The following is a 21,839-nucleotide window of genomic DNA, read 5'->3' on the forward strand; positions in this document are numbered from 1 at the left end:
GTAACAATGAATAATATTGTTGTTATAAATATGGGCTTCATGGTATTATAATTTTTAATTCCACATGAAAATGTAAGTGGTCTGATGGATGTTTTAAATTATCTGAATCACTTATTATGAGGTATTTATTTTTCATTTTGCTTTGTTGTTTCCTGATTTTTTATAAATCCTTACAAAGTCAATCTGCATTTCACATGGGAAAATGCTGTCATCTATTTCACCTCCCCAATTGCCACCAATGGCCAAATTTAGAATGAGATAATAGGGCTTATCAAATAATCAACGCATTTAGTGAACTAAAAAAGGCGATTATTTTGAAGTCAGGTTCATAATACATTGATTTTAAGGCAATAAAAATTTAAACATACTCTTAGTTATACTGAGATTTAATCTTTTTGTAAAAACTCTGCACTATAAAAAAAGCTTTTTTCTTCACTCCTTTATCCGAAACCAATCCCTTTCTGTTAAACCCATCCTGTATTCCCGGCCGTATTGATTAAAAGACCCTGCGACAAAATTGTTATGGGTAACAATAATATACTTAAACATTGTCTTAACCTGATCATGCAATTGACTATAAAAGGAAAATCCATTTTGTGCTTTTTTGAAATACCTGTAAATAATCCATTTACATCGAATGAAATCAATATTAAGGGATTTGTGTCACCTGTACATACAATTTAGATATTCAGAATACCAAAGAAATTATGATTAAAAGTAGTGACAAATGAATTAGCCATTTTGGGATACAATTAATTGTCAACAAAAAAAATCACTTAAATCATGGCACATTCAACATTGTAGCTATCAAATACTTCTACTGATAAAAAGGAAGATTTCTGCTAAACTTGTCAAACTTCAACTCACATCTTTGAAAAAAATTGAAGAGCCAATGAGACTCCTCAATTTTCAACTAAATTTAACAAAATAAAAACATGAAATCAGTTAAAATCCGAATGCGGATTTATTTTCATTATTGTATCCACCAGGGAACTTTATTAACCCCGTCAAATCCACCATACTGTTCGTCAATCGCTTTTTTATAATTTTCGGGGTTTTTTGTCAATTCATCAGTAGGATATTTCCAGCGTTTAGGAAATACTTTCGGATCATCTGTATTTAAACTGGTAGCTGGATCCAGAACAAAATTTGGATATCCAGTTCGCAAAAAGTTTCTGTAACCAGAGCTATTACCCTGAAAGAAATCTATAAAATACCTTTGCATCCAAATTTGCTGCAAACGATCTGTCTTGGTGCCGGCTACTTTATATGCTGCTTCACCTGTAAAATAATTATTTATATAGGTTTGGTCGATTGGCATTCCATGAAGGTTTGCCGGTAGTGAACTTGGTAAGGTTCTATAATAATCGAGCATAGCCTTCACTCCATTTTCGTAGAAAGTCTGTGCATTACCAGAAACCCAACCTTCCTCTATCGCCTCTGCAATGATGAAACATTGTTCGCCATAAGTTAAGATAAGCATAGGATCGCCTGCCCTTGGTATGGTATAACGTTTATTTACTAATGAGTATTTGCCGGCAGCTCTATTGAGATCAAGTGTATTTGAAGGTAATTCTGAAGGTGCACCTTCATAAGCAGCAAAATCGTTTTCAAGCAAACCACCTGCTATTTTACTAGCTGCAGGCTCTGCAAAATAAAACAATCTGCGGTCTTTGACATTTATTAATGCATCCACCATCAGTTTTGAAACAGCTAAAGTAAGCCGCTGATTTTCACCGTTGAAAAAAGGATGGCTTGCATTAGCATTATCAATATAGCCTAACTGAAAATTATTTGCGTTATCAGCCATTAAATTTCCTGCTGCTACGATTTCGGCAAAGCGTGTTTTTTGTGCAGGTGTAACTTTTTTACTGATTGTTTGTATTACTTTTAATTGAAAAGCATTACATAGTCTGCGCCATCTTAAAGCATTTCCACCTAACATGATATCCCCGCTAAAATTAACCCCTACTGCAAATTTCAATTCAGCTGCTTTCAAATCTGCTAAAATACCATCAAATACGGCTGCCTGCTTATCATACTTAGGCTGGCTTATTCCTTCTTCTGCTTTCCCCGCCTCTGAATAAGGAATATCACCCATATCTAATGTGGTGTAATATCCCCAATATGCTTTTAGAAACAATGCCAAGCCCTCGTAAGAAGGAAGCGCCGGATTTCCATTAGCAAATTCAACCATTCTTTTGGTACTGGTTAAGTTCTGATACCATCCAAATCCTCCAAAAGGCCAAAAAGAGCCATAATATTGGTAAGGATTACCGCCGGCTGAAACATTTGTACAATGTTTGGCAAATAACTGGGCTGTGCCCCAGTCCGTTGGATTGGGATTCCAAAACCTGAAGGTGCTTCTTAATACCTGAGTAGCTAACAAATCGGGTGAAACAGATGTCGGTACATCCGGATTAGTATTTAAGGTATCAAAATTTTCACATGAACTTGCAAAGGCAAGGGTAAATGTTACAATCAGTATATAATTTATTGTTTTCATGATTTCTATTTTTTAAAAGGTGAAATTAAGTTTAGCTCCAAGATATCTTGTCGATGGATCTGTAAAATCTTCAGTGCCTCCATCGGGATCAGAATATTTAAAATCTTTTGCTTTCAACAGTACATTTTGTCCAATTAAACTAATTGAGCCTGCTTTTGCAAATTTATTGATCAGTTTACCCGGAATAGTGTAAGAAAAAGATATCTCACGCAATTTGAAAAACGTCCTTGAATATGTATCTGCTTTGCTTCCATTACCTCCCCATGCACTACTGTTATGTAAGTCGACCATATAATTTTTATACAAGGTTTTTACATTATTAGCGGCAAAAACTCGGGTATCAGATATAATATTGCCATTAACATCAAACGTGGCTGTACCTGATACTACTTTTACACCCTGCCCAAGATAATTATTGGAACCCGGCGTTGCGACATCCAGTGCCCTTTCCGGTGACAGAGAATTTGGATGAACACCTGCCTGCCACATATAGCTTTCTGTTCGTGTATTGGCCAATCCCCCATGTACTCCATCAAATGACACAAAGAAACTGAAGTCCCTATACCTTAAATTGGCATTAGTTCCCCAAACATACTTAGGATCTCTGTATCCAAATAATACATCATATCCATGAACAATAGGTCTTCCACTGTTATTATGTATCAGACTTCCTGCCAGTTCACCCGCTCCTTCAGGGACGCGTAGAAAGTCTCTGCTTATAAAATGGTCGGTACGCTCGCCCACTTGTACCCAAGGTCTTTTAGCTGAATATAAAGGATCTAACTTAGTATAATAACTGGCAAAAGTACTCCAGTTTACACCAACATTCAATTGCCAATCTCTATTTTTAATCGGGGTGCCATTAAGAATAATCTCCCAACCTCGTCGGGTAATTTCTTCCTGAGAATTAGTGACAAGCCCACCATATCCGGATGCCTGTGTTAATCCAACTGTGGTAATACGGTCGAATACTCTTAGCGAAAAGTGGGAAACATCAATCATTAAACGGTTTTTCAGGAAGATAGCCTGCAAACCTTGCTCATAAGTTTCTGAACTTGTTGGTGCGATGGTGGGTGAATATAAGTTGCCGGGAACACCTGCTCCATTAAGTGTACCCCAAGTAGCAGCAGATATAGAATAACTACTATTAATTTCGTAAATAGAAGCAGGCCTTTTTGACAAAGTCCAGGAACTTCTGAATTTTAATAAATCGAGCCAGTTTGCTGTATTTGGTAACAATTCTGAAATTACAAAACTGGCGGCAACTGATGGATAGAAATAAGACCGTTGAGCTTTTGCTAATGTTGAACTCCAGTCCTCACGACCAGTTGCTTCAACAAATAACAGTTTTTTCCAGGAAACACCTACACGGCCAAATATAGAATTCACTTGTTGCGCTAAGGTACTCTGAGCTATCTGGGCAGGACCTACTGATGCTGCCAAAGAGAAAAAACCTGGAACAGAAATACCATTATTCGTACCACCGTTTATATTATTATCCCTTCTAAAGAAGATTGTTCCTCCCGCCATATATTCAACATCAATATCTTTTGTAATTTTCCTGTCTCCGCTGAGTAAAAAATCAGAGTTTATACTGTTTCCTGTATTTTGACCTATGTTGTAACTGCCGAATAATCTGCCATTCCACACACCTCCGTTACCAGGTACAGGTACTCCACCCGTAAACAGTACAGAACCCTTGGATAGCTTAACTTCCCCAATTTCTTTGTAAAAATCAACCCCTGTTCGAAGTGTGGCTTTCAGCCAGTCAGTTAACTGATAACTCGTTGTTACATCAGCATTAAATATGTCACGCGATACCTTATTGATTTTTTCGTAACTGTCAAAATAAGGGTTGTTTTCGTCCCGTCCTGCATTTCCTCCGGCTGCATTCAGACCAAAATGGTTTTGTTGTAGAACGCCTGGAGTTATCCAATAATTGTCTTTATAATCCTCCAAATTCCAATCAGTAGGAGACCATATTAATAAAGAATACATTCGATCGTATGAAGTGTAGTTATTAGCTCCAATATTGGGTGATGATCTTCTGGCATATGAAAAATTTGTAGCTACTTTAAATTTATTTACAGTAAGGTCAGCTCCAAAAGAGTAGGTATATCTTTGCAAAACTGAATTTGGATAACGGCCTTTATTTTCAGTCCAGTTGAAAGAATTTCTGATTGAAAGATTATCCTTCTTATACCCAACATTCAAGTTATTATTAGTTACATAACCTTGCTCCAGAAAATTTTTGAAATTGTCTTTACCAACAGGCAAATATGGGCGAACTGTATTCGTCTTTGTGATCGGATCCCATTGTTGTCTTGGTGTTCCATCCATTACTGTCCCCCATGAATTGTCGCTATACTGATCATATATCATATTGTCACCACGACCGTATACAGATTGAACCTCGGGAATAGCTAAAAACCCTGCTGTATACATCGTATTTGTAGTAATATCTACAGATAATCCCGATTTATTAGCACTACCATTTTTGGTTGTAACCAAAATGGCCCCGTTTGCTCCTCGAAATCCATACAATGCCGAAGCAGTTGCCCCTTTCAAAATATCTATTGACTCAATATCTTCAGCAGAAACATCAGCTAATGTTTTATTTTGATAAGCTACCCCATCGATAACTAATAAAGCATTCTCCCCACGAACTGTAATAACAGGAACTGCAGCGAAATCCTGTGAGTTCCTAACCAGTACTCCCGCTACTTTTCCGGTAAGAGATGTTGCTACATCAAGACCCTGAACCCTTTGTAAGTTATCACCTGCTACTTTTTGTACCGAATAACCAAGTGCTTTTTCTGAGCGTTTAATACCCAAAGCTGTAATAACAACTGCATCTAATTCTTGGGCACTGGAAGTGAGATTAACGTCAATTTTAGTTCTACCGTTTATAGGTTCTTCTACGGTAGTGTATCCCAAATAACTTATAACAAGAGTTGTGGCCGAAGGAGAAACAGAAATTGTATACTCACCATTTCCATCAGTAGTGGTTCCAATATCAGTGCCCTGAACTAATATTGTGACGTAGGAGAGCGGATTCCCATTTTCCAGCACCTTACCTGAGATCGCTATATTTTGAGACCAGGCAACTGAAGTGATAAACAGCAGGAGAGTAAAAAACCCTCCTTTTAAGATTGTTTTCATGTGACTTTGTTTAAGGTAAAAAAATTATTCAACTCAAACGATTGAGCAAATAGAACAATCGTTTGAGCAAATGTATTATTTTGATGTATATCAACAAAATAAATTAGCTTTTTTTTTAAAAAAAAAGTGATTTAAATAAAAATATCTTTTGAGTCCATTGTTGAGTGGTTTAAAATAAAACCTATAATATTTATAGAAAATCAGATCTATTTTCTGAAAAACAGATAACTTTACATTAAATTTAATATTCAAATTCTCACGGCTTTATTAAACTAGTACTCTGACCAGAAATAAATGTAAATTATAATGGCAGTTATAATTTTAAAGTTAAAGGCAAAAAACACAAACTTAGCGTTAGCAGCGGTGAGTACTTTTAACACCAAGATTGGGAAAATGAACCAACAATAATTAAGTCCTTTTTTGGGCAGCTGCGCATTAGACAAACTAACAGGATTTTATTTTTCATGAAAAATAATAATGTAACTTTAAAATATATAGCACAAACCCTTGATGTATCAGTTACTACTGTCTCAAGAGTTTTAAATGGACTGGGCGAGCAATTTAGGATTAGTGCTCAAACCATAGAATTAATTTTAGCTACTGCTGATAAATTAAATTATAGATCCAACAATATTGCCAAAGGACTTCGCTTAAAAAAGTCATCTACCATTGGACTTATTGTTCCTGATATAACCAATCCATGGTTTGCCCAACTCGCATTAGAGATAGAAAAAGAAGCCAGAAAGCACCATTATAATATTTTCTTATGCAATAGTAATGATGATCTGAAAATAGAAAAAAAATGTATTACCTTACTCCAAAGCTGGATGGTAGACGGGATAGTAATAGCCCCGCTGGGCCTGGAGTCAGAACATTTAGTTAAAGCAGCAAAAAGCGGCACTCCTTTGGTTTTAATTGATCGTTATTTTGAAGGAGTAAATTTGCCTTATATTACTTCCAACGATTTTGAAGGGTCTTTGGAGGCCACTCAATATTTAATAAACAATGGGCATAAAAAAATAGCCTGCTTTCAGGGCATTGTGGGCACATCACCAAACAATCAACGTGTTAATGGTTACAGGCAAGCATTAGCAAATAATAGAATTCCGTTTGATTCGTCATTGGTGATAGGACATGATTTTGGTTTTCAGAATGGCTACAACTGCGCTTTAGAATTAATGAAAGATCTGAATAAATCTAAAATCACTGCAATTTTTTCCATGGGAAATCAAATTACACTTGGCTTATTAAAAGCATTTAAAGAAAAAGGTGTAAAAATACCCGATGAGATTTCACTTGTTTCATTTGATGAACAGGTATATTCCGATTTATTGTTTACTCCTTTGTCAACAGTTTCACATCTGAATGAAAATCTTGGTGTTTTGGCAATTAAAATGCTGCTTAACCAGTTTGACACTGACAGAAAAGTAAATCCCAAAAATGTAGTTCTTAAATCAAAGTTGATAATCAGGGATTCGGTAAAAAATTTAAATCTTGAGTGATTTAATTTTTGGTCTGAAAATGTCCAGGATTTTTCTATTTTTATCTTGGGGTGATTTTGTTTGAAAATTTGAAAGAATTTAGAAAATGGGTTCTTTCTTCAAGGTGTAACAAAAATAGTGGAATTTTTTAGTTTATAAAATTTGCATCTTTTCGTTCAAAATAAGTTCATTTTATTATCAAGAAACAAAATTCAAACATACTCTTAATCATTTGTTACCTGTATAAAAGTGAACATCCATTTTATCGGTTGATGCCAACTTGTACTTTTTGTAGTACCTATGGGAGCCTTTATTACAATCGTGTTCCATCCTTTTTTTAGTGGAATCATTGTCGGAACTCTGTATTCATACCCTTCGTCCATGAGTGGAATCTCTTGATTACCTTTTTGCCCGGCACGAAGCCAATTCGGAGGTAAAACTTCTGTATTGTTGCACCAGATTTTACTAAACTTATTATCCCATGCATTTTTTGGAGGAGAATCAGATCCCTGAGCTCTGCCTAAATTATTGAAACCAATCCAAAATTTTGACACACTATTCTCTTCACTCCATACCTGCGTAGTCGCATACCATGTAGTACTATCTTTTGGATTTGGCAATACCGCATCAATGGCCGGAGCCCAAAAATGTCGCAAAATAATGGTACCACCGATAGCTTTTACAGATGCCTGTGTTTTTTTAAAAAAACCTGGTGTCAATTCCGGATCAAACTTTTTTGACAGGTCACCTTTGTTTTCGTATGGACCGAATAGCTGCCATTTCTGATGAGTTTGTGCAAAATAAGGAAATGGCTTTTCTTTAAAATATTGTGATTTGTGATTAAGCAGCCGTTTTTCAAAATTGATCAGATGTTGATATTGATCAATTTTGTTTTCTTCTATTTTTGCCAACCATTTAGACTCACCACCTCCCTGCCAGGTTCTTTCTGCAAAAGTAAGAATGCCGGGATAAACAGGATTCATAGTCAACAAATCTTCTTCTTTTGATACTGCCCTATCATGCCATAAACATAGAATACCTCCCAGATTGAGACTGTCGCCTTTATCCGCATTGTTTATTTTTCTGTAGAAAATTGTAGGCACCGCCTCAAGTGGATCCATATGGTTGAGATATAAATGTCTGGAATCTACAAGTTTTAATTTCTTATTCGCTTTTATAAAATCCTTATTTTCCTGCCATATTTGCCTTATGGTATTATCTCCAAAATTTCCTCCAGGTTGCCACCCTATCACTTTTTTACCTTTGCTTTCTATAAGTTGAGTTACTTCTGGTATGAAGTTTTTATTTGTTATCTTTACTTCATCTGATCCTATATGAATATAAGGTATGTCATATGTGTCACAAAACTCCGAAAGAATATTTTTGACCACTAAAAGTCCTGAGTCGCTTTGCATATCAAATTTCATCGCGCGGGTAAAAGCTGCGCTGTGGCCAGGCATATCAATTTCAGGAATCAGGGTGATATGGCGTTCCTTGCAGTATTGTACCAGCTCCTTTATTTCATCAATACTATAATACATTCCTTTGTTGCGCAACATATGCTCCGGATAGGTCAGTTGAGGATACCTTGCTATTTGAATCCTCCAGGCTATATCTTCTGTGGCATGAAAGTGAAAAACGTTCATTTTATATTTTGCCAAAATATCGATTTGATCTTTTAAAGAATTTACCGTTACAAAATTACGTCCTACATCTATCATATACCCGCGCCATGCAAAAGCGGGCCAATCTTCAATATTACATCCTTCTACGCTACTTCCTGTCCTCGATAACTGGATTAATGTTTGAATTCCATTAAAGATACCATGGGAAGAGTTTGCTTTTATCAAAATATTTTTTTCACTCACTGAAAGATGATATCCTTCTTTTGGATTGTCTGTCAGTTGTTCACCGGTTAATATTAATTCTATTGAATTATTGATTTTGTTTTGTTCATTATTAGTTTTTATAGAAGTAATAATACCGTTGTTTGATAGGAATTTTTGTAACAGTTTAGCTTCATGGGATATCTCAGGTTGATTGATACAAATGTTAGTGCATTTAAATAATGGGAATATATTTCCATTCCAGCGTGTTTTTTGTGGTAAAGGGATCAAAGATGGTTTTTCTTCAAGATCGTAAACGTGGTGATAAAGCAAATGCTTCCACAATTGATATCCTTCGCCCACCAGATGCAGCCCATCATTACTGAGATCATTGCGTAATTTTCCTTCCTTATCACGAAATTTTGAATGTAAATCCACATAGGTATAACCTAGTTTAGTTGCATTTTCTGCTAAAACTTGATTCACTCGCAATATGACGGCATTGTTTTTAGTATGTCCTGAAAATTTCATATAATGATCACTTACAGGCAGAATGCTTTGGATATACAGTTTTGTGGTGGGAGCTTTCGCTTTTATATACTTTGATATCAAATTAATATTTATGATGAGGCTGTCAGGGCTAATATTTCTGGCCAAATCATTGGTACCTATCATCAAAAAGATCTTTTTTGGCTTTCTTTCAATGATATCTGGCAATCTGTTTATGATCCCAGCACTGATATCGCCGCTGATGCCCATATTACTGATTTGGATGTTATTAAAAATATCAGACCACTCGCCACTATCCGTGATACTATTACCGATGAAAACGATTTCGCCAACTTTTTTAGGTAATACTCTAAACGTGGATACTTTTTGATAATAGTACGAACCAAAAAGACTATCATGTAATGTAGGTAAAATAGTTTGAGAAAACCCTTTAATTGAAACAATCAAAAGAATGAATATCAATAACTTATACTTAGGATTCATTTTCAAAATTTATTTTACAGGTAACTTAAATGTAGAGATGGGAATTAAATCATTGTTATACAGATTTCCGGTTGAATACGGACTCCAGCCGTAATATACAAACTCTGGTTTTTGATTTGTTTTTATGATGATTTTATTATTCTCAATTTTAGCAGGCAGATCATGTTTGCCATCAATTGTAAAACCATTTAAAATTCCGCTTTGTGGATGCTGCCGCAATTTTTCTCCTTTTTTAAAAGTAATAATAACATGTCCATTTTTAAATCGGGCATAAGGAGGTATTGTTACCGTAAATGGGGTATCATAACCGTAATTTTGGCTCAAAGCCCAAAAAGATAGTCTTTCACCCACGGCTTTCTTGTTTCTTGGATGGACATCATTTCTGTCACCTGCGTCAGCAGTGACTGCCATGCCACAATGAGTTAACTTTTCAGCTATTTTCCTTTGTTCATCTCTGAAATTCGGCCACAAATGGCCTTTATATCTGATGGTGTCAATGGAAGATAATTGAGCAAAATATACCGGCAATTTCTGATTATTCCAGTGGCGTCTGTAATCGGATACCAACAATTCAAACAAATAAGCATACTCATTCACACGATCTGTTTCCTGAGCATTGCTTTCTCCCTGATAACAGATAACACCTTTAATCGGAAAATTTTTTAATGGTAAAATCCCTGCTGTGAAAGCAAATCCCGGTTTGAACGCATGATTTTTCCCATTTTGGTCAAAAGGAACTAAAGATGAGGTTCCAATATTCTGAATGGCTCTTTCACGAATCCAGACAGGTAGGTGATGGTTTTCAAGCCAATTTCCAGCCATTTTAGAAGAAAATACCATGTGATTTTTCATCGACATGGGATCAATAAACGTCTCCAATGGTGCACCTCCTATACCCAAATGTATCAGACCTATAGGGATGTCCGTTTTTTCCCAAACATTTTTACCAAAATAATAAGCAGCTGCGCTCATATCAGACATGCTAAAGCTGTCACAGGACTTCCAGTTACCATTAAAAAAATCAGATGGAATCAGCTTTCGTGCTATCGAATCACTGAATGGAGTTCCGAAGATATTTTTCCCTGCATAGGTTGGGTTGAAAAATCGAAGTAATGGTTGATCACTGTTTTTCACTTCATTGTGATAATGCATCTCTTTTGACATTGGCCATTCCATATTGGACTGACCTATGCACAACCAAATGTCTCCAATCAGGATATTACTGAAAATTACCTTTTCATTGACTGAGGAAATTTCCAATTGTCTGGCAACCTTACTGGCATCCAACTCAGGAAATGTAATCTGCCAGGATGAATCATTTTTTGTTATTGTTTGTGAATTTAATAAACCAAACTTCACATAAACCACCTTTCCCGGAATGGCTTTACCCCAAATTTTAATAGGTTGGTTTCGCTGTAAAACCATATGATCACTAAATATGCTTGCGGGTTGTAATTGAGAAAAACAAGCCAAAGTATATAACAAAAATACTGGGATCAGGAAGGCCGAATATTTTTTAATAATCATATTAGATTGAAAATCAAATAATTATTCATTATTTAACTGTAATTAGTTTAACATATTTGCTGTTTTAGGTTTCAGGGAGAACAACAGCAGAAAAGCCGCCACAGCAACTGGCAAAGCCAAAAATGCCAGATCCCGTCCCAAATGCCCTGAATCTGTAGATTTTCCCAATAAATTTGTCACAAATGCTCCTGCAAATACACCCGTCATATTCATAATGCCGTAACCTGCAGCACGGTGCTTTGGTCCTATAAACTGACATAAGATAGGCATATTATTGGCATCAAACATTCCAAATCCGACACCAAACAATACCGCACCAGCCACAATACCAATCAGATTGTCTCCGAGACCTAAAAATAACAGAGCAGGTATTGTCAGAGTCAAGCCTATCACACCTGTATAAATCCTGCCTTTCAGATTTTTCAATATCCATCTGTCTGCCATAAAACCTCCTATCAATACACCTATAAAAGATGAAACAGCAATACTTATAGTAGATAATGGCCCCGCAACAGACATATCTATTTTTAAACTTTCAGAAAAAAGTGTAGGTATCCAGTTTTTTATGGCCCATCCTGGAAAACTTGGAACCGCAAAATAAAAGAGTATCACCCAAAAACTGACTGTCCCTAAAAGTAAACCCAAACTATTTCGGATGGAATTCAAACCGGACATGACAGACGCTTTATTTTCATTAATTACCGGCTTCTCATCCTTAAAATCAATTAAAAATAACATAAGAATGAAGCTGTAAACTACTCCAATCAATCCAAAAAATTGAAATGTATTTTGCCAGGAGTAATTGGTCGCAATGGTTGCACCAAAACCACCTAATGCCTGACCGGTATAAAGTCCTGTCATGTGCAATCCTACTGCTAGAGATCTCGTTTCGCCCTGATGATAGTCAGCAATAAGTGACAAACCTGCAGGAATGTAAAGTGCCTCACTCACACCCATAAGTCCTCTTAAAATATACAGCTGATCAAAATTCTCAGCGTATCCCATTAGAAAGGTTATGGCAGACCAGACAAAAAGGCTGACGATGATAAGCCATTTTCTGTTTGTTCGGTCAGCAATCAACCCGGCAACCGGACTCATCAAAGCATAAATCCACAAAAATATGGCTAGTAATCTTCCGAAGTTTTCAGCTGTTTGAAGTTCACTGATGTCGTTCATCATGCTTACTTTCATAGTAGAAAGCATTTGCCTGTCCATATAGTTGAGCAACGCCACTACCCATAATAATACAACTACAACCCAGGGATAATATTTTTTATTTTGTAATTGCATCATAATATTAAATTTTAAAAAGTCTAATTATGTTGTAATTTTATTGACCGAATTACTGGAGTCCGAACACCTGGTTTTATTTCTCCGCTGGGAATTACAATAGATTTGCCCCAATAATATGCGGAAGTGGTCACCTGTGACAATTCAGGTATAGTGCCTATTTTTCTACATGTTTTGTTCAAGGCATTAAAAACATACACATCTCTTTCAAATCCCTTGTGGCTAGTTAAAATTTCGATTTTTTCATTATTGACCTTTTCTCTGTCTTCAAGGTCAGGCTCTGACAATTTGTTGTTAAAAGCTTCTATTTTATTGAATGTAATGCCTTTATCACCTCCCAATATGATGATTTTACTTTTTGATATCGCCACTCCTGTTCCTGCAGCGAGCTTTAACATTTCTCCATTTTCGCTTTTAAAATCAAAAGTTGACCATATATTTGATTTGGGATCATATTTCATGACTTTATCTGAAAATGTTGTAATTGTATCTCCCGTCAACTTGTATCTCCCACCCAGCAAAAATATCTTTTGACTTTCGCCGTCATGGCAAACAGCCGCTACAGCATTTTCAATAGCAAAAGGCATATCGTCAATCCTTGTCCATTTCTTATCCTTTTCAGAAAGATCCATCACAAATGCTGATTTAAGTGTTGTTTTGCCTGAGTTACCACCAGCGACATACAGTCGGTCTTTGATGCAGACAGCACTGCAAGATGTCAAACCGATTGGTAGTTCAGGTAACTCTGTTATTTTTAGATCATTATTTATATACTGAAATTGAAGTACACTTTTCAGAACCCCATTCTCATTCTCTCCTCCAACACTGATGAACCCCTGTTTGTAGGGCACATTAGCCGGGTAAGCCATTGGAAAGTCTAATTTTGCTGAGACGTCTTCAAACCATTGGTATTGGCTTTTATCTTTCTTTTTTAATATATAAATTTTGTCATGGTATTTTTTTTTACCACCTTTCCAGGGAGGATTTTCCGGGAAATTTGCTCCCCCGCCAATAATCAACATATCTCCTACAATACCTGTGACAGGACCTGCAACTCCTAAATTTGGCTTACCGCTTTGATCATTTGGTAGTGCTGTTATGGTATCCCACTTTATAGTCAAAATTTTTGGTGCTTTCTGAGCTGCTGATTCCATAATTAAATTAAATGATATCAATATAAGCCAATATTTCATATATAATGGTTCCTTACATTAAGAAGATGCTATACTATCAAAATCCAGTTTTCGAAGTTTTGACATCATTTCTGATTTTTCAGATTCAGATATTTGCTTTGATGGTAACCTTACAAATCCATTGTTAATACCTTTTTCTTTCATGATAAATTTACAGGCCGAAATAAAACCGTAAGATGCAATGATTCTGATCATTTCAATAGCCTTTAGTTGTAAATTTTTGGCTTCAATGAATTCTCCCTTGTCAAATGCATCAAACATTCTGTAATATAATGGTGCCATAAAATTATATGTACTACCAATATATCCTCGTGCCCCAAAAGCCCTGCTTGCCAAGGCAATCTCATCAATTCCGGCCATCATTTCAAATTTACCATTCGATAATGAACTCGCGACCAAATACTCTTCAAGATCATTATGGGTATATTTTACACCTTTGAGATTAGAAATCCGAGCATCAGCTTTTTTAAGCAATTCAGAAATTGGTACGCTTACATTTGTCAAAACCGGAATATGATAATAGTAAAAATGTTTTGCGGAAGCGCATGAAGCAATTTCTGCACAAACGTCCACTAATAAATCAACATTAGCTGGTTTCTGATAGAATGGCGCTGTGGCTGAAATCCCAAATACATTCTGCAAACTGCCAGCATGTTCAGCCAAATCGCATGCATCTTTGGTGGCAAGATGTCCTACAAAAACAAAAAGTTTAAAATCATCATCTTTGATGGCATCAGACCATGCTTCCAGTGACAACTTTCTTTCATTCGTAGTCAGGTGATATCCTTCAGAAGTGGATCCGTTTAAAAAGATGCCCTTTATATTATTTCTTTTGAGAAAGGTATAATATTCATTAATTACTTCAAGCTTTAGTTCTCCTTTTTCATTCATTGGTGTATGTGTAGCAGTCACCAATCCGTCTATTGTGTTCATTTACAATGCTTTAATTTTAAAAATTAAATTTCTTATTATTTAGAAATCAGCTCATCGACTGATATTTTTTGAAAATACAAATCTTTGGTGCCTTCATACAGGATTCCTACCGTTTTTTCATCAACCATGGTCAGGCATGAATAACCATAACCGGTTTCACCATTTAGTTTTATTTGGTATTTCTCTGGCCACGTCAATCCTTCATCGAGACTCATTTTAATGGTCATATCACTTCTTTTTGAGTTGTGATTTGGGTTGGAAAAGAATAGTACTTTCTGATTTTTGCCGTTGACACTAAGATCGGTACTTATCAGACTTGCCATACAGTTGGATTCAGGAAGTGCACTGTTGGATGTAGGGTGGACCATCCAGGTTTTTCCTAAATCTTTTGTTACTGAAATGGCACGACCGTTTGTACTACTTTTGTCCGTGCGGTTGCGATCATCTCTCATATTGAGCATCAGTGATCCATCAGATAGCTGAACAACCTGAGCTTCAGTAGTATTGGTTTTTGCACCTGTACCAATTTGCCAGCTTTTCCCTTTGTCTTCGCTGTAAACAATAGTGGAATGACAAGTAAACGCTCCTCCATCCAAAGCCTTAACACCGATATTGGCTTTGAATTGAGCTGGAAACACAAGCGTTCCGTCAGTCAAAGTGATACCCATACCGGGACCTTGCAATAGCAGTTGCCATTCAGGATTTTTGATCTGAGAGGTAATGTTGATTGGTGGAGACCATGTAACGCCATCATCTGTACTTTTTGTCAAAATAAACTGTCCTGTTTCTTCAGGTGACATACCGGTACCTGAAGCCCACCAAAGTCTTTTATTTGTGTCAAGGCCACTCATCCATAGTGCTGCAACCCAAATTGTCTTGGTATCAGGATCATACAAAATGCATGGATCACCAATACCATTCAGGTTCTGAGGCTTTCCTCCCCACTCTCCCATATCCATGATGACTTTCATTGGCTCCCAGGATGCACCACCATCTGTACTCCTGCTCATCCCAATATCAACATGCTCTTGCAGATCCAATGAATTATTATATCTGTTATCATAAACTGCCACAAGTGTACCTGTATTTGTTGTAATAAGTCCGGGAATTCTATATGTATCACAATTGTCCTGCCCTTTACTCCTTACTTTCAGACAATGCCGGAATGTATAAATATTCAGCTTAGGCTCTTCAAGTGATTTAGCATTTTCAAACTGCAGCTTAAGTTTTGAAATATTAAAATTTGATTTGAGGTCGATAATACCTTTTGTACGCAATGTAATGGTAAACTTATGGCCACCCTGCGCTAATTCAAGTCTTCCATTGACCACATTATCTGAACTTAAACCACTTGTTTTACCAAAAATAAAATTTTGTTCCACCTCTTTATCTTGTCCAAGATACTTAACATCAAAAGAAACCATACTCTTTTTATCACTTTGGCCAAGGATGGACAGAAATACTTCTTTCAAAATAATAGGTTTATCACCTGAATTGTGAATATTAAAATCAATAATGTTATGCTCTTCCTTATCGCTGTATAGAGGAATATAGTGAATAGATGATGATAACAAAGGCTGAACTATTTCAGTGATCTCCTCTTTTTGACATGATTGTCCTGTAAGAACAAAATATATCAGGATCAAAATACATAATCTATTCATTCTAATTAGGATTTTATTCATACAGATTTAAAGTAAATATTAGATCATTTTTCTGAGTGTTAGTAAATGTGAGATTAATCACAAAGATTGTGTCAACCTCACATTTAATCTAACAAATTTGAGTTAAATATAAACTCAACTTATATAACAATCATCAAAGCCTTGTACAATGTTTGTACTAAATGAAAAACCAATCCATTTTCACCTCAAAAGTATTAACAATAAACTGATATTCAGTATATTTCTTTTCTTAGTTATTTTGGTTTTGTTGTCTGATAACCCGGAGTCTGATCCACAAGCGGATCATTTGTCCAGACGGCCGGTTCTATTGGCCATCTGACTTCAAAAGATTTTGTGGCTTTATCCAATACCCCAAAAGGATGCAATGTACTTCTGAAAACTAAAGGATCACTTCCTGCCTTCATCCTAAGGAGGTCATACCAGGTTTTACCTTCATGAACAAATTCCTTGTATCTTTCTGTAAAGATGGCTATTTCGTTATTGTCCCTGGATGAATTCACAAATGGTTTTGGATCTGCGGCTGGAGCATATGCACGGTCACGTACAGGTTTTATGAATGGTGAAGGATCGGCACCTTCTGCATTGGCAATTTCCGCCAGCATAAGTAACCTGTCCGCTTCTCTGTAAACAGGCCAGTCATCAGAAAAATATCGTTTATTGGCATTTATCACACCCAGAAATTTAACCAGCGCTGTATTTCTGATGGTAATTGCATATGGTGGATTTCCGGTTCTGTTTACTCTGTAATAGTCGTAAAAAGTAGCATCTCTTCGTTTGTCAGCTACATCATACAATTTAAAAAGCTCAAAAGTATAAGCATACCTTTGTATTATTTGTTGAGAGTTCGAAGCTGCAATTATTAAAGGGTCAACGAGCAGTGGTCCGCTTGCTAAAGAATCTTTATAGTGCTGATTGTCAAAATTAAATGTGGAATAAGTAAAAGCACCAATATTTTGCATTTCTGACTCTCCGACAAGATTCCTGAAAGCAAATATAATCTCTTTATTATTTTTTTGATTTGATGCAAAAACACTCGGAAATGTGGATTGCAATGATGTTCCTATTACTGATTGCAAGGCAGTCTTAGCTTCAGCCAGATCAGCGTTGGTGCCATAGACTTTTGCTGACCATAGAAACACATCTCCTTTCAACATGGCTGATGCATTGGGACTCCACTGACTTTTTTCTGTAGGACTCACTGCTGCTCCAAACGAAGCCAACGATTTGGCTACATCAGCTTTTATCGTGGCCAGTACTTCTGCTTCAGAAGCACGTGCTTTTCTCAGAGCTACCGGATCGGTGTTACCGTTTAGTGCTTCAGGTTCAAGCCTGATGGGCACTCCTCCGTATGTCCTCAGCAGGTGAAAATAATAGAAAGCACGAATACCATATGCCTGGCCCAAGAAATACTTTTTGCGGGATTCACTAAGGAAGGTGATTTTCTCCACGTTTTGAATAAACAAATTGATCTGGAGAATCGGGCCATAAAATCCAGCCCAATTTGACACACCTGTTGAGTTTTCATTGAGTCTGTTCTCAATTACCGGCAGTTCGTTCAGTGAGGTGTTTTGTCTGTCTATATTGCTGTAACCGCCACCTCTCATCTCTCCAAGTCTTACAAACATAAACTGGTTGTCTCTCATCTGCTTGTGGATACCGACCATAAAGTTATTGACCTGAGCTTCGTTTTGCCAAAAGTTTCCACTACCAAAATAGTCTTCAGGAGCAAGATCAAGCGTATCTGAACAAGATGATATACCTGCAATAATTATAAATGTGTAAATACAATATTTTAAAGTTTTCATTTTATTAATTTTTAAAATTATCAGATGTATTTAAATTAGAAAGTAACATTGGCGCCAAAAATCACTTGTGTTGGTATGGTATAAGCGCTGTTCTGAGCACCTGTTCTCTCCGGTAAATTGAGCATTTTATGTGTAATATACCCAAGGTTTTGACCTGTGACACTCAGATTCAGTGCTGACATTTTAAGCTTTTTGATGAGAGACACCGGTAAAGTATAACTCAAAGTCACTTCTCTAATCGCAAGGTAATCAGATGGAACAAAAAACATACTGGATGGTCTGTCAAAATTTTTAGTATTGAGTTGATCTGCCCATACATATCTTGGTAGTGATGCGTTAGGGTTCTCTGGTGTCCATGTATCTTTTACAAGATCAGTTGGATTAAATTCCCCTTGTGCCGATGCCAATGCCCACATCTGCATGAAATCCTGCTGAATATGGCCCAAACCAAAATCAAATCTTCCTAATATAGAAAATCCTTTAAAACTGACTGTGGTATTGAAGCCACCCGTCCAGCGTGGCAATTGTCTTCCCAATGATACCATGTCACGTGTATCAATGGTATCATTGTTGTCAATATCTTTCCATTTCATGTCACCCAGTTGAGTAGTCAACCATCCGCCAGCCAAAGTCAGTTTTCTTTCTGCAATAATTTTTGGACTAGCTACTCTCCTACCTGCTGAACCATTGAACCAAACTTGTCCTGCTGCAAGATCCGTTTTATTATAATTAGCCAGATCTTCAGCAGTTCTGATGATGCCGTCACTAACAAAACCAAAAATTTCACCCCATTCCTGGCCTTCCTGGAAGCCACCTACCCAGATTAATTGACCAGTTTTGGGATCATATATTTGTTGCCCGCCTTGTCTGTTATTTTCGTTGCCATTGAAAGGTAGCTTCAGGATGGTATTCTTATTCCATGCTGCATTTGCACCCAACTGAATATTAAAATCTTTACTTTGAACCAATCTGTATGTTGCTTCCAATTCCACACCGCGGTTTCTCATACTTCCGTTATTCGTACGAATACTGGAAACACCAGAAGACGTAGGCAGCAGGACATTGGCTATTTTATCATCTGTGATTCTATTATAATATGCAACCGATGCATTCAATTTGTTATCAAACAAACCGATATCTGCTCCAACTTCGGTAGTATTGGTTTTTTCCCATTTTAGATTTGGGTTCGCTATTCCTGTTTGCAGAAAACCTATTGTACCTGCATATGCGGTTTGAGATCCGAAAGCACCCTGAAGTTCATAAGTACCTATGCCGCCTACATTACCATTTCGGCCCCAACTGCCTCTTAATTTCATAAAAGACAACCAAGGACTGAAAGACTTCATAAAATCCTCATGATGCATCAACCATCCAACAGAAAAAGCGGGAAAAACACCAAAACGATTATCACCCAATAAACGTGAATATCCATCGCGTCTGACAGTGAAAGATGCCAGATATTTTCCGGAATAATCATAATTTACCCGACCAAATGAAGACAAAATCCTTTCTCTGGCATGGTAGGAGTCAGTGCCTCTGGTTTGTTGGTCAACGTTGTTTTGTGTCAATTGCAGGTCTTGAAAGTCGTCAGTAGGTGCCAATCTTCCACTAGCGGCTAAACCTTCATTATATGCATCGAAATATTCATATCCTGCCATAGCATCTATATTGTGCTTCTGAGAGAAAGACCGGGTATAATTTACGATGGCGTTGTAGGTTTGTCTGGTGGTTCTGTCAAATGAAGATGATGAACTTCGATCACGGTTCCATCCTGTATTTGGGTTAGTTAAACTTAATATTCCGATGCGGAAATCCTGATTAAAACTTTCAGAAATGCCTTCATCATACATTAAAATACCATTGACCCTTACAAATAGATCTTTAGTCAGATTTACCTTAAAAGCCTGATTTAAAGTGATTTTATCCGTTTGGTTTTTTCTTTTGTACTTATCAATATTATAGATAGGATTACCATCGCTTGCATCTCTACCAAGCAGCAATTCACCATTTTCATTATAACCTCTCATGGTAGGTGGAGCTGAAAGCATCCTTCCCCAATAATTACCTTCTCCATTTTGCAAGGATTGATCTCTCCAGTCTGCTCGTGCAAATTGCATTCCGCTTTCGGATTTTAACCAGGAGTTGATATTATACTCTCCGTTAAAAGCAAAATTGTATCTTTTGTAAAAGGTTCTAATTGAAAGTCCACCTTCGTCATAATAGCCCAGATTTGCGTAATATTTACCTCTGTCATTTCCACCACTGAATCCCAAGTTATAATCCCCAATAGGTGCTGTCTGATTTAAACCAAAGTCACCGTAATTAAAATCTTTATATATCAAATCAGCAATACTACCATTTGGATCGTAATTGCCGGCAGCGTTGGTTTTTACTGCATCTTTCATGGTCTTCCATCCTGGTTTGCCCAAAAGCTCTTTATTGGTATCGGTCAATCTCATCACACTCCATATACCTGCTGTGTTGTAATTTCCATCCACAATGTTGCCGGAAGCATCTTTATACAAATTCCCTGTACCTCTGGGTCCAACAGCTGATAATGCTGTATTGGATGCCACTGTGCCTAAAGTTCCGTTGATCATTGCCTGTACTACTCCAAGTCGTGTCCATTTGATATAATCTTCTGCATTTAGAAAATTGTAAGGTACATTTAGATCACTGAAGCCTCTTCTTATTTTAAATGTAACGGCAGATGTACCTGCAGCGCCACGCTTGGATGTGACAAGTATCACTCCATTGCTCGCCCTTGCACCGTAAATGGCAGTAGCTGAAGCGTCCTTTAACACTTCAATACTCTCAATCTCTTCTGGATTAATATCACTCAACGAGCCTCTGATCTGTCCATCCATGATAACTAATGGACTACCGGTTCCATCGAAATTTGTACCACCTCTCAGCACAATATTGGGTAAGGCACCAGGTCTTCCTGAAGTATTGGATACACGCAACCCCGGAATTGTACCGGCTAATGCCTGTGCCGGGTTGGATCGAAGGCCTGTCTCCAAAAACTTATTATCAAGCTTTGATACTGCGGAAATTAGTTTTGACTTTCTTACCGTACCGTAGCCTACTACAACTACTTCATCCAAAGTACTGGCAGATTCTTCAAGCATAATTTCCAGATCTTTAACTAATAATACCGGAATGTTTTTTGTGGTATATCCGATCATAGAAACTGAAATCTCACCGTTCGGATTATCTACTGTAAGTGTAAATGTTCCGTCAACATCTGACACAGTGCCAATATCAGTACCTACCACTAAAATATTAACACCGGGCAATGTGATACCACTGCCGGCATCTTTTACAGTACCATTGATTTTTAGCTGTGACAAACCCAATGTCCAGGAAAAGATCAGAAAGGTGAAAATGAATAAAATTCTGGTTTTTAAATTTTTCATTATAAAATGTGTTAATGAT

At 36.9% G+C, this 21,839-nt stretch carries 11 protein-coding genes; 1 reads left to right on the forward strand and 10 read right to left on the reverse strand.

Going from position 1 to position 21,839, the window contains the following annotated elements; all coding sequences use genetic code 11:
- Positions 1 to 973 precede the first annotated feature (973 nt).
- On the reverse strand, positions 974 to 2,506 hold the full coding sequence (locus tag IPK35_14735; protein ID MBK8054477.1) for a SusD/RagB family nutrient-binding outer membrane lipoprotein: 1,533 nt from the start codon (positions 2,504 to 2,506) through the stop codon (positions 974 to 976).
- A 12-nt stretch (positions 2,507 to 2,518) separates the two neighbouring features.
- Entirely contained in the window at positions 2,519 to 5,668 is a 3,150-nt protein-coding gene (locus IPK35_14740) for a SusC/RagA family TonB-linked outer membrane protein (GenBank protein ID MBK8054478.1), read from the reverse strand.
- A gap of 464 nt (positions 5,669 to 6,132) precedes the next feature.
- Between IPK35_14740 and IPK35_14745 the strand changes: the two genes are divergently transcribed.
- The gene (locus IPK35_14745; protein ID MBK8054479.1) at positions 6,133 to 7,170 is read left to right on the forward strand and encodes a LacI family DNA-binding transcriptional regulator; all 1,038 of its coding nucleotides are present in this window, start codon (positions 6,133 to 6,135) and stop codon (positions 7,168 to 7,170) included.
- A 203-nt stretch (positions 7,171 to 7,373) separates the two neighbouring features.
- On the opposite strand, the gene IPK35_14750 is transcribed toward IPK35_14745, so the two are convergent.
- The 8 genes from IPK35_14750 to IPK35_14785 form a co-directional block, all read right to left on the reverse strand.
- Positions 7,374 to 9,968, reverse strand: a complete 2,595-nt coding sequence (locus tag IPK35_14750; protein ID MBK8054480.1) for a family 20 glycosylhydrolase — start codon at positions 9,966 to 9,968, stop codon at positions 7,374 to 7,376.
- 9 nt (positions 9,969 to 9,977) lie between these two features.
- On the reverse strand, positions 9,978 to 11,393 hold the full coding sequence (locus IPK35_14755; protein ID MBK8054481.1) for a sialate O-acetylesterase: 1,416 nt from the start codon (positions 11,391 to 11,393) through the stop codon (positions 9,978 to 9,980).
- A 144-nt stretch (positions 11,394 to 11,537) separates the two neighbouring features.
- Positions 11,538 to 12,785, reverse strand: a complete 1,248-nt coding sequence (locus tag IPK35_14760) for an MFS transporter (protein MBK8054482.1) — start codon at positions 12,783 to 12,785, stop codon at positions 11,538 to 11,540.
- Between the two features lie 23 nt (positions 12,786 to 12,808).
- On the reverse strand, positions 12,809 to 13,978 hold the full coding sequence (locus IPK35_14765) for a hypothetical protein (protein MBK8054483.1): 1,170 nt from the start codon (positions 13,976 to 13,978) through the stop codon (positions 12,809 to 12,811).
- Positions 13,979 to 13,996: 18 nt separating this feature from the next.
- The gene (locus IPK35_14770; GenBank protein ID MBK8054484.1) at positions 13,997 to 14,911 is read right to left on the reverse strand and encodes a dihydrodipicolinate synthase family protein; all 915 of its coding nucleotides are present in this window, start codon (positions 14,909 to 14,911) and stop codon (positions 13,997 to 13,999) included.
- Positions 14,912 to 14,946: 35 nt separating this feature from the next.
- Positions 14,947 to 16,575 carry an exo-alpha-sialidase gene (locus IPK35_14775; protein ID MBK8054485.1) on the reverse strand — a complete coding sequence of 543 codons (1,629 nt, stop codon included), beginning with the start codon at positions 16,573 to 16,575 and terminating at the stop codon, positions 14,947 to 14,949.
- A gap of 254 nt (positions 16,576 to 16,829) precedes the next feature.
- On the reverse strand, positions 16,830 to 18,401 hold the full coding sequence (locus IPK35_14780; GenBank protein ID MBK8054486.1) for a RagB/SusD family nutrient uptake outer membrane protein: 1,572 nt from the start codon (positions 18,399 to 18,401) through the stop codon (positions 16,830 to 16,832).
- Positions 18,402 to 18,436: 35 nt separating this feature from the next.
- Positions 18,437 to 21,820 carry a SusC/RagA family TonB-linked outer membrane protein gene (locus IPK35_14785; GenBank protein MBK8054487.1) on the reverse strand — a complete coding sequence of 1,128 codons (3,384 nt, stop codon included), beginning with the start codon at positions 21,818 to 21,820 and terminating at the stop codon, positions 18,437 to 18,439.
- Between the last annotated feature and the right edge of the window lie 19 nt (positions 21,821 to 21,839).

It is taken from the genome of Saprospiraceae bacterium (assembly GCA_016713025.1).
In the GTDB taxonomy this organism is placed as follows: Bacteria; Bacteroidota; Bacteroidia; order Chitinophagales; family Saprospiraceae; genus OLB9.

What these genes read in the sequence shown, in the direction of transcription:
- IPK35_14780 (MBK8054486.1), bottom strand. Translation starts at nt 18,401, where the DNA reads ATGAAAACTTTAAAATATTGTATTTACACATTTATAATTATTGCAGGT.
- IPK35_14775 (MBK8054485.1), bottom strand. Translation starts at nt 16,575, where the DNA reads ATGAATAGATTATGTATTTTGATCCTGATATATTTTGTTCTTACAGGA.
- IPK35_14765 (MBK8054483.1), bottom strand. Translation starts at nt 13,978, where the DNA reads ATGAAATATTGGCTTATATTGATATCATTTAATTTAATTATGGAATCA.
- IPK35_14740 (MBK8054478.1), bottom strand. Translation starts at nt 5,668, where the DNA reads ATGAAAACAATCTTAAAAGGAGGGTTTTTTACTCTCCTGCTGTTTATC.
- IPK35_14745 (MBK8054479.1), top strand. Translation starts at nt 6,133, where the DNA reads ATGAAAAATAATAATGTAACTTTAAAATATATAGCACAAACCCTTGAT.
- IPK35_14785 (MBK8054487.1), bottom strand. Translation starts at nt 21,820, where the DNA reads ATGAAAAATTTAAAAACCAGAATTTTATTCATTTTCACCTTTCTGATC.
- IPK35_14760 (MBK8054482.1), bottom strand. Translation starts at nt 12,785, where the DNA reads ATGCAATTACAAAATAAAAAATATTATCCCTGGGTTGTAGTTGTATTA.
- IPK35_14750 (MBK8054480.1), bottom strand. Translation starts at nt 9,968, where the DNA reads ATGAATCCTAAGTATAAGTTATTGATATTCATTCTTTTGATTGTTTCA.
- IPK35_14755 (MBK8054481.1), bottom strand. Translation starts at nt 11,393, where the DNA reads ATGGTTTTACAGCGAAACCAACCTATTAAAATTTGGGGTAAAGCCATT.
- IPK35_14735 (MBK8054477.1), bottom strand. Translation starts at nt 2,506, where the DNA reads ATGAAAACAATAAATTATATACTGATTGTAACATTTACCCTTGCCTTT.
- IPK35_14770 (MBK8054484.1), bottom strand. Translation starts at nt 14,911, where the DNA reads ATGAACACAATAGACGGATTGGTGACTGCTACACATACACCAATGAAT.